This is a genomic window from Variovorax sp. GW821-FHT09B05, assembly GCF_059418265.1.
The window spans coordinates 92,987-119,258 of sequence record NZ_JBWKPN010000015.1; the positions used below are offsets into that span (position 1 = coordinate 92,987).

General features: G+C 69.8%; 25 protein-coding genes. 15 read left to right on the forward strand and 10 right to left on the reverse strand.

The features are described from left to right. Positions 1 to 8: 8 nt before the first annotated feature. The 11 genes from AC07RM_RS31300 to AC07RM_RS31350 all read left to right on the forward strand — a co-directional run bounded on the left by AC07RM_RS31300 (position 9) and on the right by AC07RM_RS31350 (position 11,315). Positions 9 to 1,220, forward strand: a complete 1,212-nt coding sequence (locus AC07RM_RS31300) for an ABC transporter substrate-binding protein (protein WP_093354307.1) — start codon at positions 9 to 11, stop codon at positions 1,218 to 1,220. Positions 1,221 to 1,236: 16 nt separating this feature from the next. After that, positions 1,237 to 2,139, forward strand: coding sequence for a branched-chain amino acid ABC transporter permease (locus AC07RM_RS31305; RefSeq protein ID WP_057594695.1), 903 nt, complete (start codon positions 1,237 to 1,239; stop codon positions 2,137 to 2,139). Between the two features lie 2 nt (positions 2,140 to 2,141). Continuing rightward, positions 2,142 to 3,107, forward strand: coding sequence for a branched-chain amino acid ABC transporter permease (locus tag AC07RM_RS31310; protein WP_203203135.1), 966 nt, complete (start codon positions 2,142 to 2,144; stop codon positions 3,105 to 3,107). Beyond that, positions 3,104 to 3,889, forward strand: coding sequence for an ABC transporter ATP-binding protein (locus AC07RM_RS31315; RefSeq protein ID WP_495336981.1), 786 nt, complete (start codon positions 3,104 to 3,106; stop codon positions 3,887 to 3,889). The genes AC07RM_RS31310 and AC07RM_RS31315 overlap by 4 nt, the downstream gene beginning before the upstream one ends. After that, positions 3,882 to 4,601, forward strand: coding sequence for an ABC transporter ATP-binding protein (locus AC07RM_RS31320; protein WP_057594693.1), 720 nt, complete (start codon positions 3,882 to 3,884; stop codon positions 4,599 to 4,601). The genes AC07RM_RS31315 and AC07RM_RS31320 overlap by 8 nt, the downstream gene beginning before the upstream one ends. A gap of 28 nt (positions 4,602 to 4,629) precedes the next feature. Further along, complete coding sequence (locus AC07RM_RS31325) at positions 4,630 to 5,379, forward strand: SDR family NAD(P)-dependent oxidoreductase (protein WP_057594692.1); 750 nt, start codon at positions 4,630 to 4,632, stop codon at positions 5,377 to 5,379. 22 nt (positions 5,380 to 5,401) lie between these two features. Next, entirely contained in the window at positions 5,402 to 6,148 is a 747-nt protein-coding gene (locus AC07RM_RS31330) for an SDR family NAD(P)-dependent oxidoreductase (protein WP_495336982.1), read from the forward strand. Further along, positions 6,148 to 7,863 (forward strand): FAD-dependent oxidoreductase, encoded by a 1,716-nt coding sequence (locus tag AC07RM_RS31335; protein WP_495336983.1) that lies wholly within the window; start codon positions 6,148 to 6,150, stop codon positions 7,861 to 7,863. Before AC07RM_RS31330 ends, AC07RM_RS31335 begins: the two co-directional genes overlap by 1 nt. Before the next feature lie 22 nt (positions 7,864 to 7,885). Next, positions 7,886 to 8,494 (forward strand): glutathione S-transferase, encoded by a 609-nt coding sequence (locus tag AC07RM_RS31340; RefSeq protein WP_296739593.1) that lies wholly within the window; start codon positions 7,886 to 7,888, stop codon positions 8,492 to 8,494. Between the two features lie 333 nt (positions 8,495 to 8,827). Then, entirely contained in the window at positions 8,828 to 9,538 is a 711-nt protein-coding gene (locus AC07RM_RS31345) for an SDR family oxidoreductase (RefSeq protein ID WP_093354325.1), read from the forward strand. Between the two features lie 319 nt (positions 9,539 to 9,857). Next, positions 9,858 to 11,315: a SulP family inorganic anion transporter gene (locus AC07RM_RS31350; protein ID WP_495336984.1), complete on the forward strand. Its 1,458-nt coding sequence runs from the start codon at positions 9,858 to 9,860 to the stop codon at positions 11,313 to 11,315. Positions 11,316 to 11,321: 6 nt separating this feature from the next. Here AC07RM_RS31350 and AC07RM_RS31355 read toward each other — a convergent pair whose 3' ends face one another. After that, complete coding sequence (locus tag AC07RM_RS31355) at positions 11,322 to 12,272, reverse strand: cupin domain-containing protein (RefSeq protein WP_495336985.1); 951 nt, start codon at positions 12,270 to 12,272, stop codon at positions 11,322 to 11,324. 75 nt (positions 12,273 to 12,347) lie between these two features. Here AC07RM_RS31355 and AC07RM_RS31360 point away from each other — a divergent pair, with 75 nt between their 5' ends. After that, positions 12,348 to 13,565, forward strand: coding sequence for a multidrug effflux MFS transporter (locus tag AC07RM_RS31360; RefSeq protein ID WP_495336986.1), 1,218 nt, complete (start codon positions 12,348 to 12,350; stop codon positions 13,563 to 13,565). An 82-nt stretch (positions 13,566 to 13,647) separates the two neighbouring features. Continuing rightward, a complete protein-coding gene (locus AC07RM_RS31365) occupies positions 13,648 to 14,259 on the forward strand; it encodes a class I SAM-dependent DNA methyltransferase (RefSeq protein WP_495336987.1) in 612 nt (203 codons plus the stop codon). 7 nt (positions 14,260 to 14,266) lie between these two features. On the opposite strand, the gene AC07RM_RS31370 is transcribed toward AC07RM_RS31365, so the two are convergent. From AC07RM_RS31370 to AC07RM_RS31400, 7 genes are all read right to left on the reverse strand, one after another. Beyond that, positions 14,267 to 14,983: an ABC transporter ATP-binding protein gene (locus tag AC07RM_RS31370; RefSeq protein ID WP_281078207.1), complete on the reverse strand. Its 717-nt coding sequence runs from the start codon at positions 14,981 to 14,983 to the stop codon at positions 14,267 to 14,269. After that, positions 14,980 to 15,735: an ABC transporter ATP-binding protein gene (locus AC07RM_RS31375; protein WP_057594685.1), complete on the reverse strand. Its 756-nt coding sequence runs from the start codon at positions 15,733 to 15,735 to the stop codon at positions 14,980 to 14,982. Before AC07RM_RS31375 ends, AC07RM_RS31370 begins: the two co-directional genes overlap by 4 nt. Further along, positions 15,732 to 16,682 carry a branched-chain amino acid ABC transporter permease gene (locus tag AC07RM_RS31380; RefSeq protein WP_209542916.1) on the reverse strand — a complete coding sequence of 317 codons (951 nt, stop codon included), beginning with the start codon at positions 16,680 to 16,682 and terminating at the stop codon, positions 15,732 to 15,734. The genes AC07RM_RS31375 and AC07RM_RS31380 overlap by 4 nt, the downstream gene beginning before the upstream one ends. Continuing rightward, a complete protein-coding gene (locus AC07RM_RS31385) occupies positions 16,679 to 17,599 on the reverse strand; it encodes a branched-chain amino acid ABC transporter permease (RefSeq protein WP_495336988.1) in 921 nt (306 codons plus the stop codon). Before AC07RM_RS31385 ends, AC07RM_RS31380 begins: the two co-directional genes overlap by 4 nt. A gap of 97 nt (positions 17,600 to 17,696) precedes the next feature. Further along, complete coding sequence (locus AC07RM_RS31390; protein WP_296797118.1) at positions 17,697 to 18,890, reverse strand: ABC transporter substrate-binding protein; 1,194 nt, start codon at positions 18,888 to 18,890, stop codon at positions 17,697 to 17,699. Between the two features lie 233 nt (positions 18,891 to 19,123). Next, a complete protein-coding gene (gene atpE, locus AC07RM_RS31395) occupies positions 19,124 to 19,363 on the reverse strand; it encodes a F0F1 ATP synthase subunit C (protein ID WP_057594681.1) in 240 nt (79 codons plus the stop codon). 97 nt (positions 19,364 to 19,460) lie between these two features. Continuing rightward, positions 19,461 to 20,348 (reverse strand): DMT family transporter, encoded by an 888-nt coding sequence (locus AC07RM_RS31400; RefSeq protein ID WP_209542914.1) that lies wholly within the window; start codon positions 20,346 to 20,348, stop codon positions 19,461 to 19,463. A gap of 102 nt (positions 20,349 to 20,450) precedes the next feature. On the opposite strand from AC07RM_RS31400, the gene AC07RM_RS31405 reads away from it, so the two are divergent. Then, positions 20,451 to 21,221, forward strand: coding sequence for a hypothetical protein (locus AC07RM_RS31405; RefSeq protein ID WP_495336989.1), 771 nt, complete (start codon positions 20,451 to 20,453; stop codon positions 21,219 to 21,221). After that, on the forward strand, positions 21,218 to 21,697 hold the full coding sequence (locus tag AC07RM_RS31410; protein WP_395349814.1) for a type II toxin-antitoxin system VapC family toxin: 480 nt from the start codon (positions 21,218 to 21,220) through the stop codon (positions 21,695 to 21,697). The genes AC07RM_RS31405 and AC07RM_RS31410 overlap by 4 nt, the downstream gene beginning before the upstream one ends. A gap of 38 nt (positions 21,698 to 21,735) precedes the next feature. Here the strand turns inward: AC07RM_RS31410 and uvrA are convergent, their stop codons facing one another. Together uvrA and AC07RM_RS31420 are read right to left on the reverse strand one after the other, a co-directional pair. After that, entirely contained in the window at positions 21,736 to 24,837 is a 3,102-nt protein-coding gene (uvrA, locus tag AC07RM_RS31415; protein WP_495336990.1) for an excinuclease ABC subunit UvrA, read from the reverse strand. Between the two features lie 47 nt (positions 24,838 to 24,884). Then, positions 24,885 to 26,252, reverse strand: coding sequence for a chloride channel protein (locus AC07RM_RS31420; RefSeq protein ID WP_495336991.1), 1,368 nt, complete (start codon positions 26,250 to 26,252; stop codon positions 24,885 to 24,887). Between the last annotated feature and the right edge of the window lie 20 nt (positions 26,253 to 26,272).

Here is a 26,272-nt window from a genome sequence, read left to right on the forward strand (position 1 = left end):
GACACGTCATGAAGAAGAATTTCCTCGCCCTGGCATTCGGCGCCGCGCTGTGCGCCCTGGCGGGCACCGCCGCCGCGCAGGCCGAACCCGGTCTGACCGACAAGACCATCAAGATCGGCATGTTCTCGCCGATGTCGGGTGCGTCGATGAACTACGGCTTCGACGTCATCAACGCCGCGAAGATGTACTACGACAAGGTCAACAAGGAAGGCGGCGTGAACGGCCGCAAGATCGAGCTCGTGGTGGAGGACGACCGCTGCAACGCCAACGACCTGCTGGCCGCGGTCAAGAAGCTCACCGAGCAGGACCAGGTGTTCCTGCTCAACGGCGGCTCCTGCTCGGCCGCCGTGGTCGGCGCGCGCGAATACGTCGAGCGCGCGAAGATCCCGCTGGTGATGCTCAACGCCTCGGGCGACGGCGCGCTGTATCCGCCTTCCAAGTACATCTACGGCGCGTTCTCGATCTCGCAGCACGCGGTCGGCGGCTCGATGGTGCAGTTCGCGAGCGAGCACCTGAAGGCGAAGAAGATCGGCTACATCAACCACGACGACGCCTACGGCGGCTGGAACCTCGAGTCGGCCCAGGCGCAGGCCAAGGCGCTCGGCGGCGTCGACCTGCAGGTGCAGTCGGTCAACCCGAACATCACCGACGTCACGGCGCCGATGCTCAAGATCAAGGCCGCCAACCCCGACGTGCTGCTGCTGACCACCTACGCGCGGCCCGTGAGCCTGATCGTCAAGCGCGCCTTCGAGCTCGGCTTCAACAAGCCGATCGTGCTGGCCGTGAACTCCACCGCCGACCTCAAGCAGCTGGTGGAGAACGTGGGCAACAAGGACGCCTTCAAGAACGTCTACATCCAGGAAGTGCTGGCCGACGTGCCCGGCGGTCCCAAGCTCAAGTGGGTCTACGACATGTACAAGGCCGCCTACCCCGAGCTGGCCGCCAAGCCCGGCTACCCGCAGACCTACATGCCCTACGGCATTCCCTCGGCCATGGCGGTGGTCAACGCGCTGAAGGCGGCCGGCCCCAGCCCCACGCGCGAGAAGGTGCTCACGGCGCTGTCGACCATGAAGTTCGACTCCGGCGTGATGGCCGGCCCGATCGAGTTCGGTCCCGACGACCGCGCGGCGCAGGAAGCGGCCATCTACATCAAGTTCGACGCAACCAACATGACGCTCGTGCCCGGCAGCTACAAGAGCGTGTGGAAGTACAAGCCCTAAGGGCGGCTGCGATCTCATGAGCCTTTCCGACATCTGGCTGTTCGTGCAGCAGGGCGTGCTGTCCGGCATCGTCACCGGCAGCGTCTACGCGCTGCTCGCGGTGGCGATCGTCATGGTCTTCAAGACCACCGACGTGCCGAACTTCTCGCAGGGCGAGATCTTCATGGCCGGCGGCTACCTCGCGCTGTTCCCGCTGGTGGTGTGGGGCTGGCCCTACTGGGGCGCGGTGCTCGCGAGCCTCGCGGTCACGGCGCTCGTGGCCGCGCTGTTCCAGCGCGTGGTGATGCAGCGCGTGACCGCCTCGCGCGGCGTCGGCGTGCAGCTCGTGATCGCCACGCTGGGCTTCGCCTACCTGCTCAAGGGCCTGGTGCGCAAGACCGGGCTGGGCGACACGCCGCGCTCGCTGCCCTCGCTGGTGCCGCAGGACCCGATCACCATCGGCCAGGCCTCGCTCACGCTGCTCGACCTCGCGATCTTCGGCACCGCCGTGGTGGTGATGGTGCTGCTGTACCTGATGTTCACGCGCACCCGCACCGGCCAGGCCATGCGCGCGGTCGGCATGAACCCGCGCGGCGCGCAGATCGTGGGCGTGAAGCTGGGCACCATCCGCATGAAGATCTGGGCCCTGACCGGGCTGCTGTCGGCCATCGCAGCGCTGCTGATCACGCCCAAGATCCTGATCACGCCCGACATCGGCCACATCGCGATCCTGGCCTACGCGGCCGCCATCGTCGGCGGCTTCACCAGCCTGCCGGGCGCGGTGGTCGGCGGCTTCGTCATCGGCATCGTCGAGAACCTGGTGGGGCTGTTCATCTCGTCCAACGCCATCGTGGTCGCGCCCTTCGTCGCGATCATGGTGGTGCTGCTGGTGCGGCCGCAGGGCCTGTTCGGCGGCAAGCCGCAGGTGAAGAAGGTATGAGCATGCAGACCACTTCTCCCTGGTGGGATCGCGGCGTGCTGATCGCCATGGCCGCGGTGCTCGCGGTGCTGCCGTTCGCGGCCAGCGGCTATGTGCTGTACGTGGTCAACCTGTTGATGGTGTTCAGCGTGCTCGCGCTCGGCATGCACCTGGTGATCGGCGAGACCGGCCAGTTCGCGCTCTCGCACGCGGCCTTCTTCGGCATCGGCATCTACACGGCAGGGCTCATCAACAACCAGTGGCAGCCGCCGTTCGTGGTGTCGATCCTCGCGGGCGCGCTGCTCGCGGCCGCGCTGGGCTGGGTCATCGGCCTGCTGGCGCTGCGCATGCGCGACATCTACCTGGCGCTCGCCACCTTCGCCTTCGGCGAAGCGATGCAGTGGGTGTTCCTCAACTGGGAGCAGGTGACCAACGGTTCGAACGGCCTGCAGATGAAGCCGGCCGCGCTCGGCGGCCTGCGGCTGATGAACGACCTGCAGGCCTATCCCTTCGTGGTCGCGATCGCGGCGCTGATGCTGTGGCTCACGGTGGCGCTGTCGCGCTCGCGGCTGGGCTCGTCGTTCCGCGCGGTGCGCGAGAGCGACGTGGCGGCGATCGCGATGGGCGTGAACACGCGCGCGGTCAAGGTCACGGCCTTCGTGCTGTCGGCGGCCTTCGCGGGCGTGGCCGGCGGCATGTACACGCTGTTCACCTCCTTCATCCATCCCGAAAGCCTGGGCTTCCAGACCACGATCCTGATCCTCACCATGGTGGTGGTCGGCGGGCTGGGCTCGGTGCGCGGCGCGGTGGCGGGCGCCATCGTGTTCGGCCTGGCCTCGGAGCTGCTGCGCCAGGCACCGTCCTACCAGGAGATCATCTACGGCGGCATCCTGATGCTGTTCATGATGTTCCTGCCCAAGGGCATGGCCTCGCTGTTCGCGGCACGCAAGGCCACGCGCCGCGCGGCCCCGGCGGGAGGCGCGCGATGAGCACGAACAACGCCACCGCCTTCCTCGACGTGCGCGACATCAGCGTCGTGTTCGGCGGCCTCAAGGCGGTCAACGGCCTGTCGTTCCAGGTCGAGCAGGGCCGCATCCACGCGCTGATCGGGCCCAACGGCGCCGGCAAGTCGACCACCTTCAACTGCATCTCGCGCTTCTACACGCCCAGCAGCGGCAGCGTCGTCTTCGAGGGCCGCGAGCTCACGCGCGTGTCGCCCTACCGCATGGCCTCGCTGGGCATCGCGCGCACCTTCCAGAACCTCGAGCTGTTCGCCGAACTCTCGGTGCTCGAGAACGTGCTGCTCGGCACCCATGCGCGCGGCACCGGCACGCTGGGCCGGCTGCTGCGCCGCCCCGACCGCGAGACCGAGGACTTCGCGCTGCACCTGCTCGAGCGCGTGGGCCTGGCCGACGAGCGCCACCAGCCGGCGCGCGACCTCGACTTCGGCCGCCAGAAGCTGCTCGAGCTGGCGCGCGCGCTGGCCATCAAGCCGAAGCTGCTGCTGCTCGACGAGCCCGCGGCCGGCCTGCGCAACCGCGAGATCGAGAGCCTGGACCGGCTGCTCAAGGAGCTGGTGGCGCGCGACGGCATCACGGTGCTGCTGGTGGAGCACGTGATGCAGCTCGTGATGTCGATCTCGGACCGCATCACCGTCATGGCCTTCGGCGAGAAGATCGCCGAGGGCACGCCCGCGCAGATCGGCAGCGACGCGCGCGTGATCGAGGCCTATCTGGGCAAGGGAAGTGCAAAGGGGGCCGCGCATGGCTGAATCGCTGTTGTCGTTGCGCGCCATCTCGGCCGCCTACGGCCGCATCCAGGCGCTGAGCCATGTCTCGGTCGACGTGCCCGAGGGCGAGATCGTCGCGCTGCTCGGCAGCAACGGCGCGGGCAAGACCACCACGCTCAACTGCATCTCGAACATCGTCGACTGCACCGAGGGCGAGGTGCGGCTGGCCGGCGAGCGCATCGACCGGCTGGGCTCCGACGCGCTGGTCCAGCGCGGCATCGTGCAGGTGCCCGAGGGCCGGCAGGTGTTCCGCGACATGAGCGTGCGCGAGAACCTCGACCTGGGCGCCTACCTGCGGCGCGACCGCGCGGGCATCCGCAACGACCTCGAGGCCGTGTATGCGATGTTCCCGCGCCTGAAGGAGCGCCAGGGCCAGATGGCGGCCACGCTGTCGGGCGGCGAGCAGCAGATGCTCGCGATCGGCCGCGCCGTGATGGCGCGCCCGCGCGTGATGCTGTTCGACGAGCCCTCGATGGGCCTGTCGCCGCTGCTGGTGGAGCAGATGTTCGAGATCATCGAGCGGCTGCACCGCGAACAGAAGATCACCATCCTGCTGGTCGAGCAGAACGTGCAGCTCGCGCTCGCGGTGTCGAGCTACGGCTACATCCTCGAGAACGGCGAGATCTCGCTGCACGGCCCCGCCGCGCAGCTGGCCAACGACGAGGCCGTGCGCCGCGCCTACCTCGGCGTCTGAACGGCGCCGCTTTCGCAAAGGAATTCCCATGCTTCTGAAGGACAAGCTCTCGCTCGTCACGGGTGCCGCGCGCGGCCTCGGCGAGGCCATCGCGCGCCGCATGGCGGCCGAAGGCGCGCACGTGCTGGTGGTCGACCGCGACCTCGAGCCCGCGCAACGGGTGGCGGCCTCGATCCGCGCCGCGGGCGGGCGCGCCGATGCCGACAGCGTCGACGTCAGCGACGCGGCGGCGGTCGACGCGCTCGCCGCGCGCATCGCCGCGGCGCACGGCGACATCGACGTGCTGGTGAACAACGCCGGTATCTCCGCGCGCTCGAAGTTCGACGAGCCCGGCGCGCGCGAGGCCTGGGACCGCGTGCTGTCGGTCAACCTGCAGGGCGTGTTCAACGTCACGCAGGCCTTCGTGCCCGCGCTCAAGCGCACGCACGGCAGCATCGTCAACCTGTCGTCGATCGTGGCCTTCGGCGCGGGCATCTCCTCGGCCGGCTACGTGGTGGCCAAGGGCGGCGTGCGTTCGCTCACGCAGGTGCTGGCGCGCGATCTCGCGCCCTGGGGCGTGCGCGTGAACGCGGTGGCGCCCGGCCTCATGGTGACCGACATGACGGCCGGCCAGCGCGAGACCGAGCACGGCACCGACTGGTACATGAGTCGCGTGCTCACCAAGCGCCACGGCGAGGCCGACGAGATCGCCGGGCCGGTGGTCTTCCTCGCCTCCTCGATGGCCAGCTACGTCAATGGCGTGGTGCTGCCGGTCGACGGCGGCTACCTCGCGGCCTGAGCGCCGCTTCGACGGAACAACGATGAACAACAGCAGTGAAGAAGGCAAGCCGCTGGTCCTGGTGACCGGCGGCGCCAGCGGCATGGGCCGCGCCATCGTCGAGCGCCTGGCGCGCGACGGCTGGCGCGTGGTGATGGCCGACTACAACGGCGAGCTGGCCGAGCGCGAGACCCAGGTGCTGCGCGCCGCCGGCCTCGACGTCGACTACCGCGCCATCGACCTGACCGACGAGGTCGCGGTGCGCGCGATGGTGCAGTCGCTGCCGCCGCTCGCCGCGCTGGTGAACAACGCCGGCATCTTCGACGAGCGCGCCTTCATGGACGTGAGCTCGGCCGACTTCCGCCGCATGTACGAGGTGAACCTGCTCGCGGTGGCCACGCTCACGCAGGAGGCCGCGCGCAAGATGGCCGACGGCGCGCGCATCGTCAACATCGCCTCGCGCGCCTACCTGGGCGCGAAGAACCATCCGCACTACGTGGCCTCGAAGGCCGCGCTGGTGGGCTACACGCGCGCCAGCGCGATGGAGCTCGCGCCGCGCGGCATCCTCGTCAACGCGATCGCGCCGGGCCTGATCGACACGCCGCTGCTGCGCGCGCTCACGCCCGAGCGCCGCGCCGCGCAGCTCGCGCTGCAGCCCACGGGCGCGGCCGGCCGGCCCGAGGACATCGCGCAGGCCGTGGCCTTCTTCGCCTCGCCGGCGACCGGCTTCGTCACGGGCCAGGTGCTGTTCGTCGACGGCGGCAAGTCGCTCGGCGGCTCGGGGGCGTGATGGCGCAGCCCCAGGAGAAGACCGGCTACGACGTGGTCGTGATCGGCAGCGGCGCGGGCGGGCTCGCGGCCGCGCTGACGGCGAAGCTCGAAGGCCTCGACGTGCTGGTGATCGAGAAGACCGACCGCACCGGCGGCTCGACCGCGATCTCGGGCGGCGCGGTGTGGGTGCCGCTCAACGACCAGGCCGAGGCCGCGGGCCATCCCGACACGCCCGAGAAGGCGCTGACCTACCTGCGCAACACGGTGGGCGCGGCCGGCGACGAGGCGCTGCGCCATGCCTTCCTCGAGGCCGGGCCGCGCGCGCTGCGCTATTTGCGCGAGCGCACCGACGTGCAGCTTGCCGCGCGCACCTATTCGCCCGACTACCACCCCGACCGCGAGGGCGCCGCGATGGGCGGCCGTTCGCTCGATCCGATCGAGTTCGACGGCCGGCTGCTCGGCCCGCACTTCCGCACCCTGCGCGATCCGCTGCCCGAGTTCTGCGTGCTCGGCGGGATGATGGTCAACATGACCGACGTGAAGCACCTGCTCGCGGTCACGCGCTCGTTCGCGTCGTGGAAGCACGGCATGAAGCTGGTGCTGCGCTACTTCGCCGACCGCCTGAGCGGCCACCACCGCGGCACGCGGCTGCTGCTGGGCAATGCGCTCGCGGGGCGGCTGTTCCACGGGCTGCTGAAGCAGAAGATTCCGTTCTGGCTCGAGACGCCCGCGCTGGCGCTCGAACAGGATGCGGGCGGTGCCGTGACCGGCGTGCGCGTGAAGCGCGATGGCCGCGAGATCGTGCTGCAGGCGCGGCGCGGCGTGGTGGTCGCGACCGGCGGCTTTCCGTGGAATGCGCAGATGCGCGCCGAGCACTATCCCGCGCCGACCGGGCCCTACTCGATGTCGCCGCAGGGCAATGTCGGCGAGGGCATCGCGATGGCGCGGCAGGCCGGCGGCGTGCTCGGCACCGGCCACACGGGCCCGGCGCTGTGGGCACCGGTGTCGATGATGCAGCGCCCCGACGGCAGCATGCTGCGCTATCCGCACCTGGTGTGGGACCGCGCCAAGCCCGGGCTGATCGCGGTCGATGCGCGCGGCGAGCGCTTCGTCAACGAGTCGACTTCGTACCACGAGTTCGTGCGCGGCATGTACCAGGCCAACGAGGCCGGCACGAGCATCCCGGCGCTGCTGGTGTGCGACAGCGACTTCATGGAAAAGTGGGGCCTGGGCCTCGCGCTGCCGGGCGGGCGCTCGCGCGAGCACCTGGTGCGCGCCGGCTACCTGTACCGCGCCGACACGCTCGAGGCGCTGGCACGCCAAGCCGATGTCGACCCCGACGGCCTCGCGCGCACCGTGGCCGCGTTCAACCCACCGGCCGCGCGCGGCGAGGACCCGGCCTTCGGCAAGGGCAGCACGGCCTACAACCGCTACCTCGGCGACCCCGAGCACCAGCCCAATGCCTGCGTGGCGCCGGTCGCGAAGGCGCCGTTTTACGCGGTCAAGGTCTACCCCGGCGACATCGGCACGGCGCTGGGCGTGCGCGCCGATGGCCATGCGCGCGTGCTCGATGCGCGTGGCACGCCGATCGCGGGCCTGTACGTGGCCGGCAACGACATGCACTCGGTGATGGGAGGCGAGTATCCTGCGCCCGGCATCACGCTCGGACCGGCCCTGACCTTCGGCTGGGCCGCCGGCATGCACCTGGCCCATGGCCATGACGAACACGCCTGACCCCACACACTTCACACCCATCATGAAGATCTTCTATTCCCCCGCTTCCCCCTTCGTGCGCAAATGCATGGTCGTCGCGCACGAGCTCGGCATCGCCGAGCGCATCGAGCGCCTGCCGAGCGCGGCCGGCCCGGTGAAGCGCGACGCGACCATCCTGCCGACCAACCCGCTGGGCCAGGTGCCGACCTTCCTCACCGACGACGGCCAGGCGCTGTTCGACAGCCGCGTGATCTGCGAGTACCTCAACGACCAGCAGGGCGGCACGCTGTTCCCCGCCTCGGGCAAGGAGCGCTGGGCCCGTCTCACCGAACTCTCGCTGGCCGACGGCATGACCGCCGCCGCGCTGCTCGCGCGCTACGAGAACGTGCTGCGTCCGCAGGAATTCCGCTGGGCCGACTGGACCGACGGCCAGCTCGCCAAGGTGCGCACCGGGCTCGAATGGCTCGAGAAGGAAGCGGCCGGATTCGGCGAACGTGTGGACATCGGGACCATCGCTTTCGGGTGTGCGCTGGGGTACATGGACTTCCGGTTTCCGGATGTGGATTGGCGTGCTCAGGCGCCTCGCAGTGCTGAGTGGTTCGAGGCTTTCAATCGGCGGGCCTCCATGCAGGCTACGTTGCCTACTGCTTGAGGTTGGAGCGGGCTCACGCCGATGGGGTACTCCCCTCCGCGAATGTCCCCCGCCCTTCGGGCTCCTCCTTTATTTCGCTGCGGGGAGTACCCCATCGACGTGAGCCTGGACGCGACGGTCGTTGTGCGGCCGGCACTACCGCAGCGCCTCCCGTGCACAGGGCAGTGGGTGCTTCCCGCAGCGAAATAAAGGAGGAGCCGAAGGCGGGGGACATTCGCGGAGGGAAGTACCCGCTGTCCTGTGCACGCGCCCCGAAACAAAAAACGCCCAACCTGGCAAGACAACCAATTCCTTGGCTAAATGCCACCCTCCGCAAGAAACCAAGGACCCCGAATGTCTTCTGAGCAAAAAAAGGTAGCCATCGTCACGGCAGGCGGCAGCGGCATGGGCGCCGCCGCGGCCCGCAAGCTCGCGCAGGACGGTTTTCGTGTCGCCATCCTGTCTTCCTCGGGCAAGGGCGAGGCCCTCGCGAAGGAACTGGGCGGCATCGGCGTGACCGGCTCCAACCAGTCGAACGACGATCTCAAGCAACTCGTCGACCGCGTGATCGCCGAGTGGGGCCGCATCGACGTCCTCGTCAACAGCGCCGGCCACGGCCCGCGCGCGCCCATTCTGGAAATCACCGACGACGACTGGCACCGCGGCATGGACGTCTACCTGCTGAGCGCCGTGCGCCCCAGCCGCCTCGTCACGCCGCACATGGTCAAGCAGGGTGGCGGCGCCATCATCAACATCTCGACCTTCGCCGCCTTCGAGCCCGATCCCGTGTTCCCGACCTCGGGCGTGTTCCGTGCCGGCCTCGCCGCCTTCACCAAGCTCTTCGCCGACCAGTATGCCGAGCACAACGTGCGCATGAACAACGTGCTGCCCGGCTTCATCGACAGCCTGCCCGAGAAGGAAGTGTTCCGCGAACGCATTCCCATGGGACGTTATGGCCGTAGCGACGAGATCGCCGCCACCATCGGCTTTCTCGCTTCCGATGGCGCGGGCTACATCACCGGCCAGAACCTGCGCGTCGACGGGGGCATCACGCGCTCCGTCTGAGGCCGTCATGGGCGCTGCCTACAATCGGCGCCCATGTGCCCGAGGACGTCCCGCCACCCCAACAAGCTTCGCGCGGACGTCCTTCTCTTCAGCCGGCACGTGCGCCGGCGCGCCTCCTGCTATGCGCTCGCCCGCATCGCGCGCGACAGCCAGTCCCGGCAATCGGGCTGCTCGCGGCTGACTCCCCCTTGAGCCCGGCGCATTGAATGAAGCGCGGCGGCAGCGCCCGCCGCTTTCTCCCTTGCGCCGCCAGCCGGCGCGATGCCTTCCAACGTCCCGCGATGCCTTGCCGGCACGCGGGCTGCTTTCCGTTTTCTCCATGTCTTCCCGCTACAGCCGCCTGCGCACCGAGTGGTGCCCGAGCATTCCGCGCGAACTGATGGCCGGCGCCGTCGCCACCTTCGCGCTCATTCCCGAGGTCATCGCCTTTTCCTTCGTCGCCGGCGTCGATCCCGCGGTGGGGCTGTTCGCCTCCTTCGTCATCGGCATCGTCATCGCGTTCACCGGCGGGCGCCCCGCCATGGTCTCGGCCGCGGCCGGATCGGTGGCGCTGGTGGCCGCGCCGCTGGTGCATGCGCACGGCCTGGCCTATCTGCTCGCGGCCGGCCTGCTCGCGGGCGCGATGCAGATCGTCTTCGGGCTGCTGCGCCTCGGCGTGCTGATGCGCTTCGTCTCGTCGTCGGTGCGCACCGGCTTCGTCAACGCCCTCGCGATCCTGATCTTCGCGGCGCAGATGCCGCACTTCATCGGCGCCAATGCCGCCACCTGGGCGATGGTCGGCCTCGGGCTCGCGGTCATCTACCTGCTGCCGCGCCTCACCACCGCCGTGCCGTCGCCGCTGGTGTGCATCGTGGTGGTCACGCTCGCGGGCCAGTGGCTGGGCCTGCCGCTCAAGACCGTGGCCGACCTCGGCCAGCTGCCCGATGCCTTGCCCATGTTCGCGCTGCCCGCCGTGCCGCTGACCCTCGAGACCCTGCGCATCATCGCCTTGCCCGCCTTCGCGATCGCGATGGTCGGCCTGCTCGAATCGATGATGACCGCGAGCGTGGTCGACGAGCTCACCGACACCCCGAGCTCGAAGAACCGCGAGTGCGGCGGCCTCGGCCTCGCGAACGTGGCGGCCAGCTGCTTCGGCGGCATCGCGGGCTGCGGAATGATCGGCCAGACCGTGAGCAACGTGCGCTACGGCGGCCGCGGCCGGCTCTCGACCCTGTTCGCGGGCGCCTTCCTGCTGATCCTCATGGTGCTGCTCAAGCCCTGGGTGTCGCAGGTGCCGGTGGCGGCGCTGGTCGCGATCATGGTGATGGTCTCGGCCTCGACCTTCGACTGGGGCTCGCTGCGCACGCTGGTGCGGCATCCGCGCCTGTCGAGCGTCGTGATGCTCGCCACCGTGGCCGTCACCGTCGCCACCGACAACCTGGCCGCGGGCGTGGGCATCGGCGTGCTGCTCAGCGGCGTCTTCTTCACCTTCAAGGTGGCGCGGCTGCTGCGGGTGCAGGGGCGACAGGACGACGAGGGCGCCTGGCGCTTCGCCGTGAGCGGCCAGGTTTTCTTCGCCTCGGCCGACATGCTGGTCGATGCCTTCGACGTGCGCGAGATCGACGGCGCGCCGGTGAGTATCGACGTCTCGCAGGCGCACTTCTGGGACGTGACCGCCGTGGCGGCGCTGCGCAAGGTGGTCGAGCGGCTGCGCAAGCATGGCAGCGCGGTCGACGTGAGCGGCATGAACCAGGCCAGCCGCGACCTCGTGCTGCGCCTCGACGCGGCGCCCGAGTGAAGCGGCTCAGGCTTCGGTGGCCGCCTCGGCGCGCACCTGGCTGCGAAAGCGCCCCGGGCTCTCGCCCACCGCGCGCCGGAAGGCCGCGCTGAAGGCCGTCTCCGACTGGTAGCCCACGCGCTCGGCGATGCGCGCGATGCCCTCGTCGCCATGCCGCAGCGCATGGCGCGCCACCGTCATGCGCCAGCCGCCGAGGTAGTCGAGCGGCGTCGAGCCCGTCAGCGCCTTGAAGCGCAGCGCGAAGGCCGTGCGCGACATGCTGGCCGTCCGCGCCAGCCGCTCCACCGTCCAGGGCTGCGCGATGTCGGCATGCATGCGCGACAGCGCGGTGCCGATGCGCGCATCGGTCATCGCGCCGAGCCAGCCCTCGGGTTGCGGCGCGTTCGCGAGATGCACGCGCAGCGCCTGCACCAGCACCAGCGCCGCGAGGTTGGTGCGCGCCAGGGTGGAGCCCGGGCGCAGCTCTGCCGTCTCCCAGCCCATCAGGTCGAGCAAGCCCACGAGCGGCCGCGCGCCCGGATCGCTCGCGCGCAGGTGGATCAGCGGCGGCAGGTGGCGCAGCAGCAGTTCGCCGGCCTCGCCCGAGAGCGCGAAGCGCCCGCTCGCGAGCACCACGCGCGTCGCGTCGCTCGCATCCAGGCCGTCGTGGCGCAGCACCCCGTCGGGGCCGCGCTGCTCGCGGCTCAGGCGCGTGCCGTCCTGCAGCGGCCCGGGCGGATCGCTCGCGGCCGAGAAGGGCAGGCCGTTGGTCAGCAGGAAGAAGTCGCCGGCCTCCAGCATCACCGGCGCGGCCGTGCCCTCGACCTGGATGCGAAAGCGCCCCTCGAGCACGCAGCCCAGCTTGATGTGCGAGGCGTAGTGCCCGTAGCGGAAGGCCCAGCGGCCGCGCGCCTCGAAGCGCGACGAGAGCGTGCTGCTCACCGTGAGCATGGCCAGCACGTCGGACAAGGGATCCATGATTCTGTACGAATGAATAGGAAATGCGTGCTGATGATTATTCAATCATTCAGCCCAACGCGCGACCATCGGGGCATGTCCTCCTCGAACGCTCCAGTTTTCCGTCACGCCGTCGTGCTGGGCCTGCTCACTACCATCGGCCCCTTCGCCATCGACATGTACCTGCCCGCGCTGCCCGCCATCGGGCGCGCGCTGGGCGCCGATCCGCATGCGATGCAGGCCAGCCTGATGGCCTTCTTCATCGCGGTCGGCGCCGGCCAGCTGGTCGCGGGCCCGCTGTCGGACATGTTCGGCCGCCGCCGGCCGATGGTCGCGGGCCTCGTGCTGTTCATGCTCGCCAGCATCGGCTGCGCCTTCGCGCCCGACGCGGGCGTGCTGGTCGCGCTGCGCTTCGTGCAGGGGCTCGGCGCCTGCGCCTGCATGGTCACGCCGCGCGCCGTGGTGCGCGACCTGTACACCGGGCCCGAGGCGGCGCGGATGATGTCGCTGCTTCTCATGGTCTACAGCGTGTCGCCGATCCTCGCGCCGCTGGCCGGCAGCCTCGTGGCCGAGAGCCTGGGCTGGCGCGCCGTGTTCGTCGCCGTCGCCGCCGTCGGGCTCGCGGGCCTCGCGATGCTGCTGGCCCTGCTGCCCGAAACCCGGCCCGCGGCCGCGCGGCTGTCGAGCAACTTCCGCAGCGCCATGGCCGGCTACGGCGTGCTGCTGCGCGACCGCCACTTCATGGCACTGGCCTTCATGGCTTCGTTCACCGTCTCGAGTTTCTTCGTCTACGTGGCCAACTCGCCCTTCGTGATGAACACGCACTTCGGCGTCTCGCCGCGCATGTACGCGGTGCTGTTCGCGCTCAATGCCGTGTCGCTGCTCGCGCTGTCGCAGGCCAACGGCCGGCTGGTGGCGCGCTTCGGTATCCGGCGCGTGCTGCGCACGGCGGTGATCGCACAGGCCGCCACCATCGGGCTGCTGCTGGTGCTCACGCTCGCGGGCATGGACCGGCTCTCCGTGTTGGTGGCGCTGCTGATGATCGGCTTCGGCCTCAACGGCCTGATCGTGCCCGCGGCCTTCGTGCTCGCGATGGAAGGCCATGCCGCGCTCGCGGGCACGGCCTCGGCGCTGATCGGCACGATGAACTTCGCGGGCGGTGCGGTGATGGTGGCGCTGGTCGCGCCGTTCGCCGACGGCAGGCCGCTGCCGATGGTGGCGGGCATCGCGGCGTGCGCCGCGGTGGTGCTGACGCTGGCCTTGCGCACCCTGCGGCCGGTGCGGCGCGTGCCCGGTGTCATGCAGGGGTTCTAAGTGATTGCCCCGTGAGCAAGGTGCGGCCTTGGGCCTAGCCTTTGCGCGTTCCGTCGGCGCCCGATGGACCGGAAAGGCTTCCATGGACATCCCCGCCCCGGTGCTCGACAGCATGCAGCGCACCCTCCAGTCCTACGAGGCGTCCGCGCGCGACTACGACGCGATCGTGGCGGACCATCCGCCGCCCGAGATCGAGGACGCGCTGCGTCGCATGGTGGCGTGCATGCCCGCGGGAGGCAGCGTGCTCGAGGTCGGCTCGGGCACGGGGCGCGATGCCGACTTCGTCGAGTCCCTGGGCGCGAGCGTGCGGCGCACCGATGCCACGCAGGCCTTTCTCGACCTGCAGGCCGAACGCGGCAGGCAGGGCGCGCTGCTCAATGTCGTCACTGACCCGCTGGGCGGGCCCTTCGACGCCATCCTCGCGATGGCCGTGCTGATCCATGTCGATCGCGCGCAGATCGCGCCGGTGCTGCGCAAGGTGTTCGACGCGCTCGCGCCCGGTGGCGTCTTCCTCGCGGGCATGCGCATCGGCGAGGGCGAGACCAACGGCGACTACCAGACCGTGTATTGGGACCGCGACCGGTTCGTCGCGCAGCTCGCGGCGGCCGGGCTGCAGCTGGATTGGGAGCGGCAGTGGATCGGCCGCGAGGACGTGCGCTGGGCCAGCTTCCTGGCCTGCCGTCCGCGCGGATGAACGCCGCCTACACGCCCAGGTAGCGCGTCCACAGCGAGCGGTCGGCATCGAGCGCGGCCGAGTCGCCCTGCCACACCACGCGCCCGCGCTCGAGGATCACGTGCCGGTCGGCCAGCGGCAGCAGGCGCTGCACGTACTTGTCGACCACCAGGATCGCCTCGCCCTCGGACTTGAGCGTGGCGATGCAATGCCAGATCTCCTCGCGGATCACCGGCGCCAGGCCTTCGGTGGCCTCGTCGAGGATCAAGAGGCGCGGATGCGTGGACAGCGCGCGCGCGATCGCCAGCATCTGCTGCTCGCCGCCCGAGAGCTGGTTGCCCGCGTTGGCCTTGCGCTCCGCGAGGCGCGGGAACAGGCCGTAGAGCGCCTCGACGGTCCAGCGCGGCGCGCTGCCGGGGCGCGGGCGCGCGAAGGCGCGCAGGTGCTCGTCGACGCTGAGATTGGGGAACACGTGCCGGCCCTCGGGCACGATGGCCACGCCGCGGCGCGCGATGGCGTCGGGCTTGTGGCCGCCGATGGCCGCGCCGCCGAAGCGCAGCTCGCCGCGCATCGGCGCGAGCATGCCGGTGATGACCTTGAGCAGGGTGCTCTTGCCCATGCCGTTGCGGCCCAGCAGCGCGAGCACCTCGCCCGCGCCGATGCGCAGGTCGATGCCGAACAGCACCTGGCTTGCGCCATAACCGGCTTCGATGGCCTGCGCCTCGAGCAATGTCGTCGAACTCATGCGTGACCTTCCGCTTCGGTGCCCAGGTAGACCGCCTGCACGTCGGGATGCCCGCGCACCTCGTCGGCCGTGCCGCTCATCAGCACGCGGCCCTGCACCAGCACCGTGAGCCGGCTGGCGAGGCGGAACACGGCGTCCATGTCGTGCTCGATCAGCAGGATCGCCATCGAGGCGCGCAGCGACTCGATCAGGTCCACCATGCGCGCCGACTCGTCGGGGCCCATGCCGGCCATCGGCTCGTCGAGCAGCAGCAGCTTGGGTTCGGCCGCGAGCGCCAGCGCCACGTCGAGCGCGCGCTGCGCGCCGTGCGGCAGCGTGCCGGCGATGCGGTCGCGCTCGCGCGCCAGGCCCACGCGCTCGGCCAGCGCGGCGGCGCGGTCGGCCAGGTCCTTCTCGCGCGAGCGCGGCGCGAGGAAGCGCAGGCTGCTGCCCGCGTGCGCCTGCGCGGCCAGCATCAGGTTGTCGTGCACCGTGTCCTTGGCGAACACGCGCGTGACCTGGAAGCAGCGCGACATGCCCGCGGCCACGCGCTGGTGGTCCTTGAAGCCGGTGATGTCCTTCTCGTCGAGCAGGATGCGGCCCGCATCGGCCTTGAGCAGGCCGGTGATGAGGTTCACCAGCGTGGTCTTGCCCGCGCCGTTGGGGCCGATCAGCGCATGCACTTCGCCGCGCTCCACGGTGAGGCTCACATGGTCGGTCGCCAGCAGGCCGCCGAAGCGCTTGACCAGTCCTTCGATCCTGAACAGGCTCATGGCGTGGCCTTTGCAAGCGGTGCGCGGCGGCGCGACAGCGCGGCCAGTCCCTTGGGCGCCCACAGGGCGACGGCGATCAGCAGCAGGCCCAGCGGCATGTGCCAGTGTTCGGTGTGCTGCTTGAGCGCCTCCTCGAGCAGCAGCCACACGGCGGCACCCACCGGCCCGCCCCAGCTGCGGCCGAGGCCGCCGATCACCACCATCACCAGCAGCGTGGCCGACTGCGTCCAGTGCATGGTGGCCGGGCTCACGAAGCCGTTGCCGCCCGCGAGCAGCGCGCCCGCCAGGCCGGCGATGGCGCCCGCGATCGCGAAGGCCGCGAGCTGCAGCCGGAACACCGGGTAGCCGAGCGCGCGCATGCGCGTCTCGTTGTCGCGGATGCCCATCAGCGCATGGCCGAAGCGCGACTGCGTGGCGCGCTGCAGCCACCACAGCGCGAGCGCCACCAGCGCGAGCACCACCCAGTAGAAGTTGCTCTCGTTGCCGAGGTCGAGGCCCGGCAGCAGGGTGGGGCGGCTCATCAGCGTGTAGCCGTCGTCGCCGCCGTACTTGCGCAGCGAGACCGCGACGAAATACAGCATCTGCGCGAAGGCCAGCGTGGTCATGATGAAGTAGACCCCACGCGTGCGCAGCGCCACCGTGCCGATCAGCGCGGCGGCCAGGCCGGCCACCACCACGGCCGCGGGCCACAGCACCCAGGCCGAGGTCGTGCCGGCATCGCTGAGCGCCACCACCGTGTAGGCACCCACGCCGATGAAGCCCGCATGGCCGAGCGCGACCATGCCGCCGAAGCCGAGGATGAAGTTGAGGCTGGCCGCGGCCAGCGCGACGATCAGCACGCGGCGCACGAAGCCGATGTAGAACTCGAAGCCGAACAGCGGTGCGATCAGGGGAAAGGCGGCGAGCAGCAGCAGGAGCAGCCCGAGGCCGATGTGACGGGTTTTCATGCGCGTGCCGAGAAGAGGCCCGAGGGCCTGAAGAGAAGGACCGCCACCATCAGCGCGTACATCGCCACCTCTGCCACCAGCGGACCGAGGTCGGCCGCGGTGGCCGGCGGCAGCGTGGCGCGCAGCAGCATGGGCACGAAGGCGCGGCCGATGGTGTCGACGATGCCCACCAGCAGCGCGGCCACGAAGGCGCCGCGCACCGAGCCGATGCCGCCGATCACCAGCACCACCAGCGCCGGGATCAGGATCTGTTCGCCCATGCCGACCTGCACCGCGACGATCGGGCCCATCAGCGCGCCGGCCAGCGCGGCGAGTGCCGCGCCGAGCAGGAACACGCCGTTGAAGATGCGGCCCACGCGCACGCCCATCAGTTCGGCCATCGGCCGGTCGGAAGCGCCCGCGCGCACCCGCATGCCGATGCGCGTGTGGTTCACCAGCAGGTAGAGCGCCAGCGCGACCAGCATGCCGCCGACCAGGATCACCAGCCGGTACGAGGGATAGGGCAGGCCGTCCATCAGCTCGACCGGGCCCGAGAGCGCGGCGGGCGTCGGTGCCATCACCGGCGACGGACCCCAGATCATCTTGACCAGGTCGTCGGCCACCAGGATCACGCCGAAGGTCGCGAGCACCTGCGCGAGGTGGTCGCGCGTGTAGAGGCGGCGCATCAGCAGCACCTCGAGCAGCAGCGCCACCACCACGGTGACCGCCACCGCGACGACGATGGCCGCGGCGAACGAGCCGGTGCGCGTGTGCGCCTCGGCCGCGACATAGGCGCCGGCCATGAACAGCGAACCGTGCGCGAGGTTCAGCACGTCCATGATGCCGAACACCAGCGTGAGGCCCGCGGCCAGCAGGAACAGCATCAGGCCGTAGCCGAGGCCGTTGAGCAGCTGCTCGAGAACGAGGATGGGAGTCATGGGGAGGAAGAAGGAATGCGGATGGCCGTACGCCAGGGGCGCGCGAATCTCGCGTCCCCGGCGTGCGGAAATTCGGAAGGCCGAGCCGGCTCGCCGATCACTTCATCGGGCACTTGTCGGCGTAGCTGTCGCCGTAATTGGTGAGGACGGTGTTGATCAGCTTGTTCGTGACCTTGCCCTGCGCATCCTTGCCGATCACGCGCAGGTAGAAGTTCTCGATGGGGTAGTGGTTGTTGGCGTACTTGAAGGTGCCGCGCGTCGAGGCGTAGTTGGCCTTCTTGAGCGCCGCGATCACGGCCTCGCGGTTCTGCGCGTTGCCGCCGGCCTGCTTCACGGCGGCGTCCATCGCGAGGATGGCGTCGTAGGCCTGCGCGGCGTAGACCGACGGGTAGCGGCCGTTGTACTCCTTGCGGAACGCGGCCACGAAGGCCTTGTTGGCGGCGTTGTCGAGGTCGTGCGCCCAGTGCGAGGTGTTGAACAGGCCCAGCATCGGCTCGCCCACGGCGCCGATCACGTCCTCGTCGGCCGAGAAGCCGCTGGTGACCAGCGTGATGTCCTTCGACAGGCCGGCGCCCACGAACTGCTTGATGAAGTTGATGCCCATCGCGCCGGGCAGGAAGAAGTAGATCGAGTCGGGCTTGGAGGCGCGCAGCTGCGCGAGCTCGGCCGCGTAGTCGATCTGGCCGAGCTTGGTGTAGAGCTCGTCGGCCACCTGGCCCTTGAACTGGCGCTTGAAGCCGCCGAGCGCGTCCTTGCCCGCGGGATAGTTGGGCGCGATCAGCACGATCTTCTTGAAGGCGCGGTCCTGCGCGAACTTGCCGGCGGCCTCGTGGAACTGGTCGTTCTGGTAGGCGGTGCCGAAGAAGTAGGCATTGCACTGCGCGCCCGCGAACTGGCTCGGGCCGGCATTGGCCGAGAGGTAGGGCACCTTGGCGTTGAACAGCGTCGGGCCGACGGCCAGCGCCACGTTGGAGCCGATCGGGCCGCTGAAGATGTCGATCTTGTCGCGCTGGATCATGCGGTCGACCAGCTGCTTGGCCTGGTCGGGGCTGCCGGCCATGTCGGCCTGCACGAACTCCACCTCCTGCCCGCCGAGCTTGCCGCCCAGCTGCTTGATGCCGAGCGCGAAGCCGTCGCGCGCCTCCGCGCCCAGCGCCGCGAACGGGCCCGAGATGTCGAGCGCCAGGCCGACCTTGACCGGCGCGGCCATGGCCGAGGCCGCGGCGCCGCACAGCAGCAGCGAAAGCAGGGTGCGCGGCAGCGCGGACGATTTCGGGGACGGTTGGCTCATCGGATTCTCCGGCAGGGATGGGGGTGAAACGGCGTCGAACCGTTGATAGCTAAATACTTTAGCCGTAAACAATTCGGTGTCAACGGTGCTAGCACGAATGGTGCCAGTGGCCGGCACGTGCGCGGCCCCGATGTCCCCAAAAAAAGAAGCGGCATCGACCCGGATCGATGCCGCTTCTGATGCCCTCGAAGAGGGCGCGGCGCCTGCGTGGTGCGCCGCTTCTTTTGCGTCGATCAGCCGAAGGGGCTGGCGGTCGCGAACCACAGGCCGATGCCGGTGGCGATGATGAAGGCCCCGTCGGTCACGCCCGCGACCAGGAAGAACTTGGTCTGCAGCGTGTCGACCATCTCGGGCTGGCGCGTCGTTCCTTCGAGGAACTTCTGCCCGACCAGCGCGATGCCGATGCACGAGCCCAGTGCCGCGATGCCGATCAGCAGGGCGACCGCGAGGGGGAGGATGTTGAAGCCGTTCATGGTGCTTTCTCCAGTGGTTGATGCCTGGACGTACTGTCCTGCATCGACTGCGCCGGGTCCATGACCTCGCGGGTCATGCGCGCGCGGCAGCGGCGGCTCAGGTCCGCGCGGCGCGCGAGGGCCACAGCACCGACGCGATCGCCACCATCATCAGCGCCACCGCCACCCAGTCCTGCCAGTGCACCGCCTCGCCGAGCCACACCGCGCCGCTGAACACGCCGAGCACCGGGATGAACATCACGCTGAGCGTGGACGCCACGGGCGGCAGCCCGCGCGCGAGATAGAACCACGCCGCGTGCGCGAAGCCGAAGATCAGCACCGCGTTGTAGAGGATCGCGCCCCAGGTCACGCTGCCGGGCCAGCGCCACTGGTCGCGCTCGAACAGCGCCGACAGCACCGTCATCACCACCGCGGTGAGCGCCGTCATCCAGAACGAGAGCGTGAGCGTCGGCAGCCCGATGCGCGTGTGGCGCAGCAGCTGCGTGCCCAGCGCCCAGGTGGCAGCGGCCACGAGTGCGAGCGCGACATAGCCGGGCCGCCCCGCGAGGTCGGTGAGCTCGTGCCACAGCAGCAGGCCCACGCCGATCGCGCAGGCGCCCACGCCGGTCCAGGCACGGCGCGAGAGCGCGGCCGAGAACAGCAGCGCGCCGATCACGGCCGAGAACACCGGCATGGTGTAGCCGAGGATGGCCGCGCGCCCGCCCGACAGCGCCTTCACCGCGAGGATGATGCAGGCGTGCCAGACGAACATGTTGGTGGCGCCCAGCCACAGCAGCTCGGGCCAGGCGCCGCGCGGCACGCGGAACGGCACCTTCATCCACGCCAGCGCCAGGCCCAGCACCGGCAGCCCGAGCCAGATCGAGATCGCGCGGAAGGCCAGCGGCGGATAGTCCGCCACGCCGAGCTTCATCACCGGCCAGTTGAGGCCCCAGGCAAGGGTCAGCAGGACGAGGATGACGAACTGGCGCGGGGTGAAGGAAGGCATGGGGCGCGATTGTGGCGCGGACCGTGGTTTTGTGCCTGGGGCCGAGGAAGATGCAGCGGGCCTCCTCTACAACGAAATGACCTCGACACCTAGAATGGCCCGATGGAAGCGCAAGCCTTGCTGATAGCTTTGCACGACGAGTCGGCCGGATACGAAATCTCGCCGGAGCGGGTGCCGCTGTCCGTGCTGCGCGGCTTTGCCAGGGACGTCGACGAGTTCCTGCGCGGCGATGGCAATGATGTCGACACCAGTGCGCTGGATGTCTCCGTCGAGAAAGGTTCGCTGGCCATTCGCACGGCACCGATGGCCAACCCGGTGCTGATAAACGACCTGCGAAGACTCGCGGGCAGCCAGCAGATGGAAGGCATCGCGGCGAAGCGCCGCGCCGTGGTCGAGCGCTGGCAGAAGAGTGCGCGCGGCGGCCGTGGCTGGCGCGTGAGCATCGCGGCGGATTTCCTCTCCGCCGCCATCGTGATCGACAGCGAATCGGACTTCAGGGCCGACGACGCGGACCAATGGGTGCGCGTCGAGCGCTATGTGCGCGGCGAGATCGAGGACATGGGCGGGCACACCAAACCCAATGCCCACATTCGCCTGCCGGACGGCAAGACGCTGCTGGTCGATGCGGCCCGCGAGATGCTGCGGGACGAGAAGGTCAACCGTCTCTACAAGCCCGCCATGATCCGGATCGTCGCCGAATACAACGTCATGACGCGCGAGTACCGGAACGCGAGGCTGCTCGAATTCGTCGAGCACGAAAGCCGGCTCGATGAGAAGGAGCTCGATCGCCTCACCCAGCGGGGGGCGAAGGCATGGCGCGATGTGCCCGATGCCGGTACGTGGGTCGACGAGTTGCGGGGAAGCAAGGCGTGAGCGCCATCCTGCTCGACACGAGCTACCTGATCTCGCTTGCCGATCCGGCACGCGCGCATCATCCGGCGGCGGTCGGCTATCTGCGCGAAGCGCTCAAACGCGGCGTGCCGCTGTACCTCTCGGCCATCGCCGCATCGGAGTTCCAGGTCAAGCAGGCCGTGACCGATCTGCCGTTGCGCAACTTCGAGGTGCTCCCGTTCAACATCGACCACGCGATGACCGCGGGCTTGCTGATGCGCGGGTTGGCACGGGACGCCGCGGACGATCGAAGCGCCGTCAAGGACGACATCAAGCTGATCGCCCAGGCCATCTGCGAATCGCTGACGCACATCCTCACCGAGGATGCGCATACGCTGGTGAAGTACCTTCGCAGGCTGAATGCGGCGGGCACCTGTGCCGTGCAGCCGATCCTGCTGGCCGATGGCTTCGATTCGGCCTGGTTCGACAACGGGCAACGTGGCCTGCTGAGCGAGTAGGCGACGAAGAGGCGAAGGGGCTCCCGGAGCCCTTCGTATCAGCCCGGCAGCAGCCGCTTGAGGTAATGCCCCGTATGGCTCGCCTCGTTCGCCGCCAGGTCCTCCGGCGTGCCCGCGCCCACCACCGTGCCGCCGCCGGCGCCGCCCTCGGGGCCCATGTCGATCAGCCAGTCGGCGGTCTTGATGACGTCGAGGTTGTGCTCGATCACGACGATGGTGTTGCCCGCGTCGCGCAGCTGATGCAGCACCTTGAGCAGCAGCTCGATGTCGGCGAAGTGCAGGCCGGTGGTCGGCTCGTCGAGGATGTAGAGCGTGCGGCCGGTGTCGCGCTTGCTGAGCTCGAGCGCGAGCTTCACGCGCTGCGCCTCGCCGCCCGACAGCGTGGTGGCCGACTGGCCTAGCTTGATGTAGCTGAGGCCCACGTCGAGCAGGGTGCGCAGCTTGCGCTCGATGGTCGGCACGGCCTTCAGGAACTCGTGCGCGACCTCGACCGTCATGTCGAGGATCTGCGCGATGTTGCGGCCCTTGTACTGGACCTCGAGCGTCTCGCGGTTGTAGCGCTGGCCGTGGCAGACCTCGCAGGGCACGTAGACGTCGGGCAGGAAGTGCATCTCGACCTTCACCACGCCGTCGCCCTGGCAGGCCTCGCAGCGCCCGCCCGCCACGTTGAAGCTGAAGCGGCCCGGCCCGTAGCCGCGCTCGCGCGCGGTGTTGGTCTCGGCCATCAGCTCGCGGATCGGCGTGAACAGGCCCGTGTAGGTGGCCGGGTTGCTGCGCGGCGTGCGGCCGATCGGGCTCTGGTCGACGTTGATGACCTTGTCGAAGTACTCGATGCCTTCGACCGCCTCGTGCGGCGCGGGCTCCTCGTGGGCGCGGTAGAGGGTGCGCGCGACGGCGCTGTAGAGCGTGTCGTTGACCAGCGTGGACTTGCCCGAGCCCGAGACGCCGGTGACGCAGGTCAGCAGGCCGACCGGAAAGGCCACGCTCACGTTCTTGAGGTTGTTGCCGGTGGCGCCGACCACGCGGATCTCCTGCAGCTCGGTCTGCGAGGCGAGGTGCGCGGCCTCGCGCGCGGCGCGGCGCTCGGCCGCGGGGCTCTGCGGAAAGCGCGAGGCCTTGCGCGGCTCGGCCGGCACTTCCTTCTTCACCACCGGCAGCCAGGGCGTGCGGCGCTTCGGCACCTCGATCTTCTTCGCGCCCGACAGGTACTGGCCGGTCAGTGACTCGGGGTTGGCCGCCACCTGCGCGAAGCTGCCCTGCGCCATCACGCGGCCGCCGTGCACGCCGGCGCCCGGGCCCATGTCGATCACGTGGTCGGCGGCGTGGATCATGTCCTCGTCGTGCTCGACCACGATCACGCTGTTGCCGATGTCGCGCAGATGCTTGAGGGTGCCGATCAGGCGATCGTTGTCGCGCTGGTGCAGGCCGATGCTGGGCTCGTCGAGCACGTACATCACGCCGGTCAGGCCCGAGCCGATCTGCGAGGCGAGGCGGATGCGCTGCGCTTCGCCGCCCGACAGCGTCTCGGCGCTGCGGTCCAGGCTCAGGTAGTTGAGGCCCACGTCGTTGAGGAACTTGAGGCGCAGGCCGATCTCGCGCACCACCTTGTCGGCGATCTCGGCCTTGGCGCCGCGCAGCTGCAGGCGCTGGAACCACGAGAGGCTGTCGCGCAGGGTCAGGCGGCTCAATTCGAAGATCGCCATGCGCGGCGGCTCGCCGCCATCGGCCGGGCGTGCCGACTCGTCGACCAGGAACACGTTGCGCGCCTCGCGCCGCAGCCGCGAGCCGCCGCATTCGGGGCAGGGCTGGAAGCTGCGGTAGCGCGCGAGGTCCTCGCGCACCATCACCGAGTCGGTCTCGCGGTAGCGCCGCGCCATGTTCGGGATGATCCCCTCGAAGGGATGCTTCTTCGTGAGCTTCTTGCCCGCGAAGTTGCCCGACTCCATGGTGTAGTTGAACTTGATCTCCTCGCCCGCCGAGCCGTGCAGCAGCACCTGCTGCACCGAGGCCGGCAGCGATTCGAAGGGCGCGTCGACGTCGAACTTGTAGTGCTTCGCGACGCTCTCGATCATGCTGAAGTAGTAGCCGTTGCGGCGGTCCCAGCCCTTGATCGCGCCGCTGGCCAGCGACAGCGAGGGGAAGGCCACGACTCGCGCCGCGTCGAACACCTCGCTGTGGCCCAGGCCGTCGCAACTCGGGCAGGCGCCCACGGGCGAGTTGAACGAGAACAGCCGCGGCTCGAGCTCGGCCAGCGAGTAGTGGCAGATCGGGCAGGAGAACTTGGCGTTGAACAGGTGCTCGCGGTCGGGCTGACCCTCGCCGCCGAGCTCGAGCACCAGCGCGCGGCCCTCGGCCAGGCGCAGCGCGGCCTCGAAGCTCTCGGCCAGGCGCTGCTGCATGTCGGGGCGCGCGCGCAGCCGGTCGATCACCACGTCGATGTCGTGCTTCTCGGTCTTCTTGAGCTTGGGCAGGTCGTTGTATTCGTAGGTCTGGCCATCGACGCGAAAGCGGATGTAGCCCGCGGCCTGCATCTCGGCGAACAGCTCGACGAACTCGCCCTTCTTCTCGCGCGCCACCGGCGCGAGGATCATCAGCCGCGGTTCCTCGCCCAGGCCCAGGGTCGCATCGACCATCTGCGAGACGGTCTGCGCCTGCAGCGGCAGGTGGTGATCGGGGCAGAAGGGCGTGCCCGCGCGCGCGTAGAGCAGGCGCAGGTAGTCGTGGATCTCGGTCACCGTGCCCACGGTGGAGCGCGGGTTGTGGCTGGTGGCCTTCTGCTCGATGCTGATCGCGGGCGACAGGCCCTCGATCACGTCGACGTCGGGCTTGTCCATCAGCTGCAGGAACTGCCGCGCATAGGCCGACAGGCTCTCGACGTAGCGCCGCTGGCCCTCGGCATAGAGCGTGTCGAAGGCCAGGCTCGACTTGCCCGAGCCCGACAGGCCGGTGATCACCACCAGCTTGTTGCGCGGGATGTCGAGGTCGACGTTCTTGAGGTTGTGGGTGCGCGCGCCGCGGATGCTGATGCGCTGCTGGGCGAGCACGGCGCCCAGGTACGCTTCGCGTTGGGCGTCGCGCTCGCTTTCGCGTTCGACTTCAGCTTCTGCTTGCGCAGTGTCTTCGGTGGCTTTTGAATTCAAGGGGCGATCGTCCGAGGGCAACCGGACATGATAGACCGCCCGGGATGTCATGGCGAGCGGGGCGGTTCTTCGCGGGCGACGGGCTCCTGCGGCTGCGCCGCGAGCCGCCCGGTCGCCACGCCCACCATGTGCTCGGCCAGCGTCTCGTAGAGCGGGCGGCTGATCATGCGCGAGACCAGGCTCGCGAGCATGGCCGAGGCCATCAGGCTCAGCACCATGGCATGGCCGTCGACCATCTCCATCACGATGATGAAGGCCGTCAGCGGCGCCTGCGTGACCGCGGCCAGGAAGCCGGCCATGCCGAGCGCGATCAGCGCCGGCCCGAACTCGGGGCTCGCGAGCCGCGCGATGGCGTCGCCGATGCCGGCGCCGATCGACAGCGAGGGCGCGAAGATGCCGCCGGGCGCGCCGCTCCAGGCCGTGAGCCAGGTGGCGATGAACTTCAGCAGCGTGTAGAGCGGCGAGAGCGGGGCCTCGCCATGCAGCATCCGCTTGACCGCCTCCGAGCCCGCGCCGTAGGTGACGCCGCCCGTGGCCAGCCCGATGACGGCCACGGCCAGCCCGCAGGCGGCCGCGAAGCGCACCGGATAACGCCGGCGCCAGTGGTTCAGGCGCTGCGGTGCGCCGGTCAGCGAGGCGATCAGCAGGCGCGCGAACAGACCGCCCGCCACGCCACTGAGCAGCGCCACGGCCAGGCCCGGGCCGAGCAGGCTCCAGTCCAGGTGCGGCACGCGGATCACGCCGAAATAGCTGAGGTTGCCGAAGGCCGACACCGCCACCAGGCCGGCGAGCACGATGCCGGTGATGATCACGCCGCTGGCGCGTGCCTCGAGCCGGCCCGACAGCTCCTCGATGGCGAACACCACGCCCGCGAGCGGCGCGTTGAACGCGGCCGCGATGCCCGCCGCGCCGCCGGCCACCAGCAGCGCGCGCATGTCGATGGTGCTGCCGGGCGACAGCCAGCGCTTCGCGTGCTGCATCACGCCGGCCGCCACCTGCACCGACGGCCCTTCGCGCCCCACCGACAGGCCGGCCGCGAAGCCCGCGGCGCCGAGCCCGATCTTGGCCAGCGTCAGCCGCAGCGAGGCGAACAGCCCGCGCCGCTCCGACGGCAGCTCGGGGTCGAGCGCGGCCTTGATCTGCGGGATGCCCGAGCCCGCCGCGCCCGGGAACCAGCGCCGCGTGGCCCAGACGATGGCGGCCGTGAGCGCCGGCGTCCACAGCAGCACGGCCCAGGGATGGCGCCGGAACAGGCCCTCGAACAGCGCGAAGGCCCATTCGGCCGCGTGCGTGAAGCCCACCACGAACAGGCCCGCGAGCACCGCGTAGCCGAGCACGATGGCGCGGTCGATCCACAGGCGCCAGCCCGAAAACTCGGCGCGCAGGTTCTGCAGGAAGTCGGGCTCGTGATTCATCGGTCCAGCCGGCCATTCTG

What these genes read in the sequence shown, in the direction of transcription:
- AC07RM_RS31390 (WP_296797118.1), bottom strand. Translation starts at nt 18,890, where the DNA reads ATGAGCCAACCGTCCCCGAAATCGTCCGCGCTGCCGCGCACCCTGCTT.
- AC07RM_RS31300 (WP_093354307.1), top strand. Translation starts at nt 9, where the DNA reads ATGAAGAAGAATTTCCTCGCCCTGGCATTCGGCGCCGCGCTGTGCGCC.
- AC07RM_RS31350 (WP_495336984.1), top strand. Translation starts at nt 9,858, where the DNA reads ATGTCTTCCCGCTACAGCCGCCTGCGCACCGAGTGGTGCCCGAGCATT.
- AC07RM_RS31320 (WP_057594693.1), top strand. Translation starts at nt 3,882, where the DNA reads ATGGCTGAATCGCTGTTGTCGTTGCGCGCCATCTCGGCCGCCTACGGC.
- AC07RM_RS31340 (WP_296739593.1), top strand. Translation starts at nt 7,886, where the DNA reads ATGAAGATCTTCTATTCCCCCGCTTCCCCCTTCGTGCGCAAATGCATG.
- atpE (WP_057594681.1), bottom strand. Translation starts at nt 19,363, where the DNA reads ATGAACGGCTTCAACATCCTCCCCCTCGCGGTCGCCCTGCTGATCGGC.
- AC07RM_RS31335 (WP_495336983.1), top strand. Translation starts at nt 6,148, where the DNA reads ATGGCGCAGCCCCAGGAGAAGACCGGCTACGACGTGGTCGTGATCGGC.
- AC07RM_RS31305 (WP_057594695.1), top strand. Translation starts at nt 1,237, where the DNA reads ATGAGCCTTTCCGACATCTGGCTGTTCGTGCAGCAGGGCGTGCTGTCC.
- AC07RM_RS31330 (WP_495336982.1), top strand. Translation starts at nt 5,402, where the DNA reads ATGAACAACAGCAGTGAAGAAGGCAAGCCGCTGGTCCTGGTGACCGGC.
- AC07RM_RS31375 (WP_057594685.1), bottom strand. Translation starts at nt 15,735, where the DNA reads ATGAGCCTGTTCAGGATCGAAGGACTGGTCAAGCGCTTCGGCGGCCTG.
- AC07RM_RS31370 (WP_281078207.1), bottom strand. Translation starts at nt 14,983, where the DNA reads ATGAGTTCGACGACATTGCTCGAGGCGCAGGCCATCGAAGCCGGTTAT.
- AC07RM_RS31345 (WP_093354325.1), top strand. Translation starts at nt 8,828, where the DNA reads ATGTCTTCTGAGCAAAAAAAGGTAGCCATCGTCACGGCAGGCGGCAGC.
- AC07RM_RS31405 (WP_495336989.1), top strand. Translation starts at nt 20,451, where the DNA reads ATGGAAGCGCAAGCCTTGCTGATAGCTTTGCACGACGAGTCGGCCGGA.
- AC07RM_RS31310 (WP_203203135.1), top strand. Translation starts at nt 2,142, where the DNA reads ATGCAGACCACTTCTCCCTGGTGGGATCGCGGCGTGCTGATCGCCATG.
- AC07RM_RS31385 (WP_495336988.1), bottom strand. Translation starts at nt 17,599, where the DNA reads ATGACTCCCATCCTCGTTCTCGAGCAGCTGCTCAACGGCCTCGGCTAC.
- AC07RM_RS31380 (WP_209542916.1), bottom strand. Translation starts at nt 16,682, where the DNA reads ATGAAAACCCGTCACATCGGCCTCGGGCTGCTCCTGCTGCTGCTCGCC.
- AC07RM_RS31420 (WP_495336991.1), bottom strand. Translation starts at nt 26,252, where the DNA reads ATGAATCACGAGCCCGACTTCCTGCAGAACCTGCGCGCCGAGTTTTCG.
- AC07RM_RS31365 (WP_495336987.1), top strand. Translation starts at nt 13,648, where the DNA reads ATGGACATCCCCGCCCCGGTGCTCGACAGCATGCAGCGCACCCTCCAG.
- AC07RM_RS31400 (WP_209542914.1), bottom strand. Translation starts at nt 20,348, where the DNA reads ATGCCTTCCTTCACCCCGCGCCAGTTCGTCATCCTCGTCCTGCTGACC.
- AC07RM_RS31355 (WP_495336985.1), bottom strand. Translation starts at nt 12,272, where the DNA reads ATGGATCCCTTGTCCGACGTGCTGGCCATGCTCACGGTGAGCAGCACG.
- AC07RM_RS31325 (WP_057594692.1), top strand. Translation starts at nt 4,630, where the DNA reads ATGCTTCTGAAGGACAAGCTCTCGCTCGTCACGGGTGCCGCGCGCGGC.
- AC07RM_RS31360 (WP_495336986.1), top strand. Translation starts at nt 12,348, where the DNA reads ATGTCCTCCTCGAACGCTCCAGTTTTCCGTCACGCCGTCGTGCTGGGC.
- AC07RM_RS31315 (WP_495336981.1), top strand. Translation starts at nt 3,104, where the DNA reads ATGAGCACGAACAACGCCACCGCCTTCCTCGACGTGCGCGACATCAGC.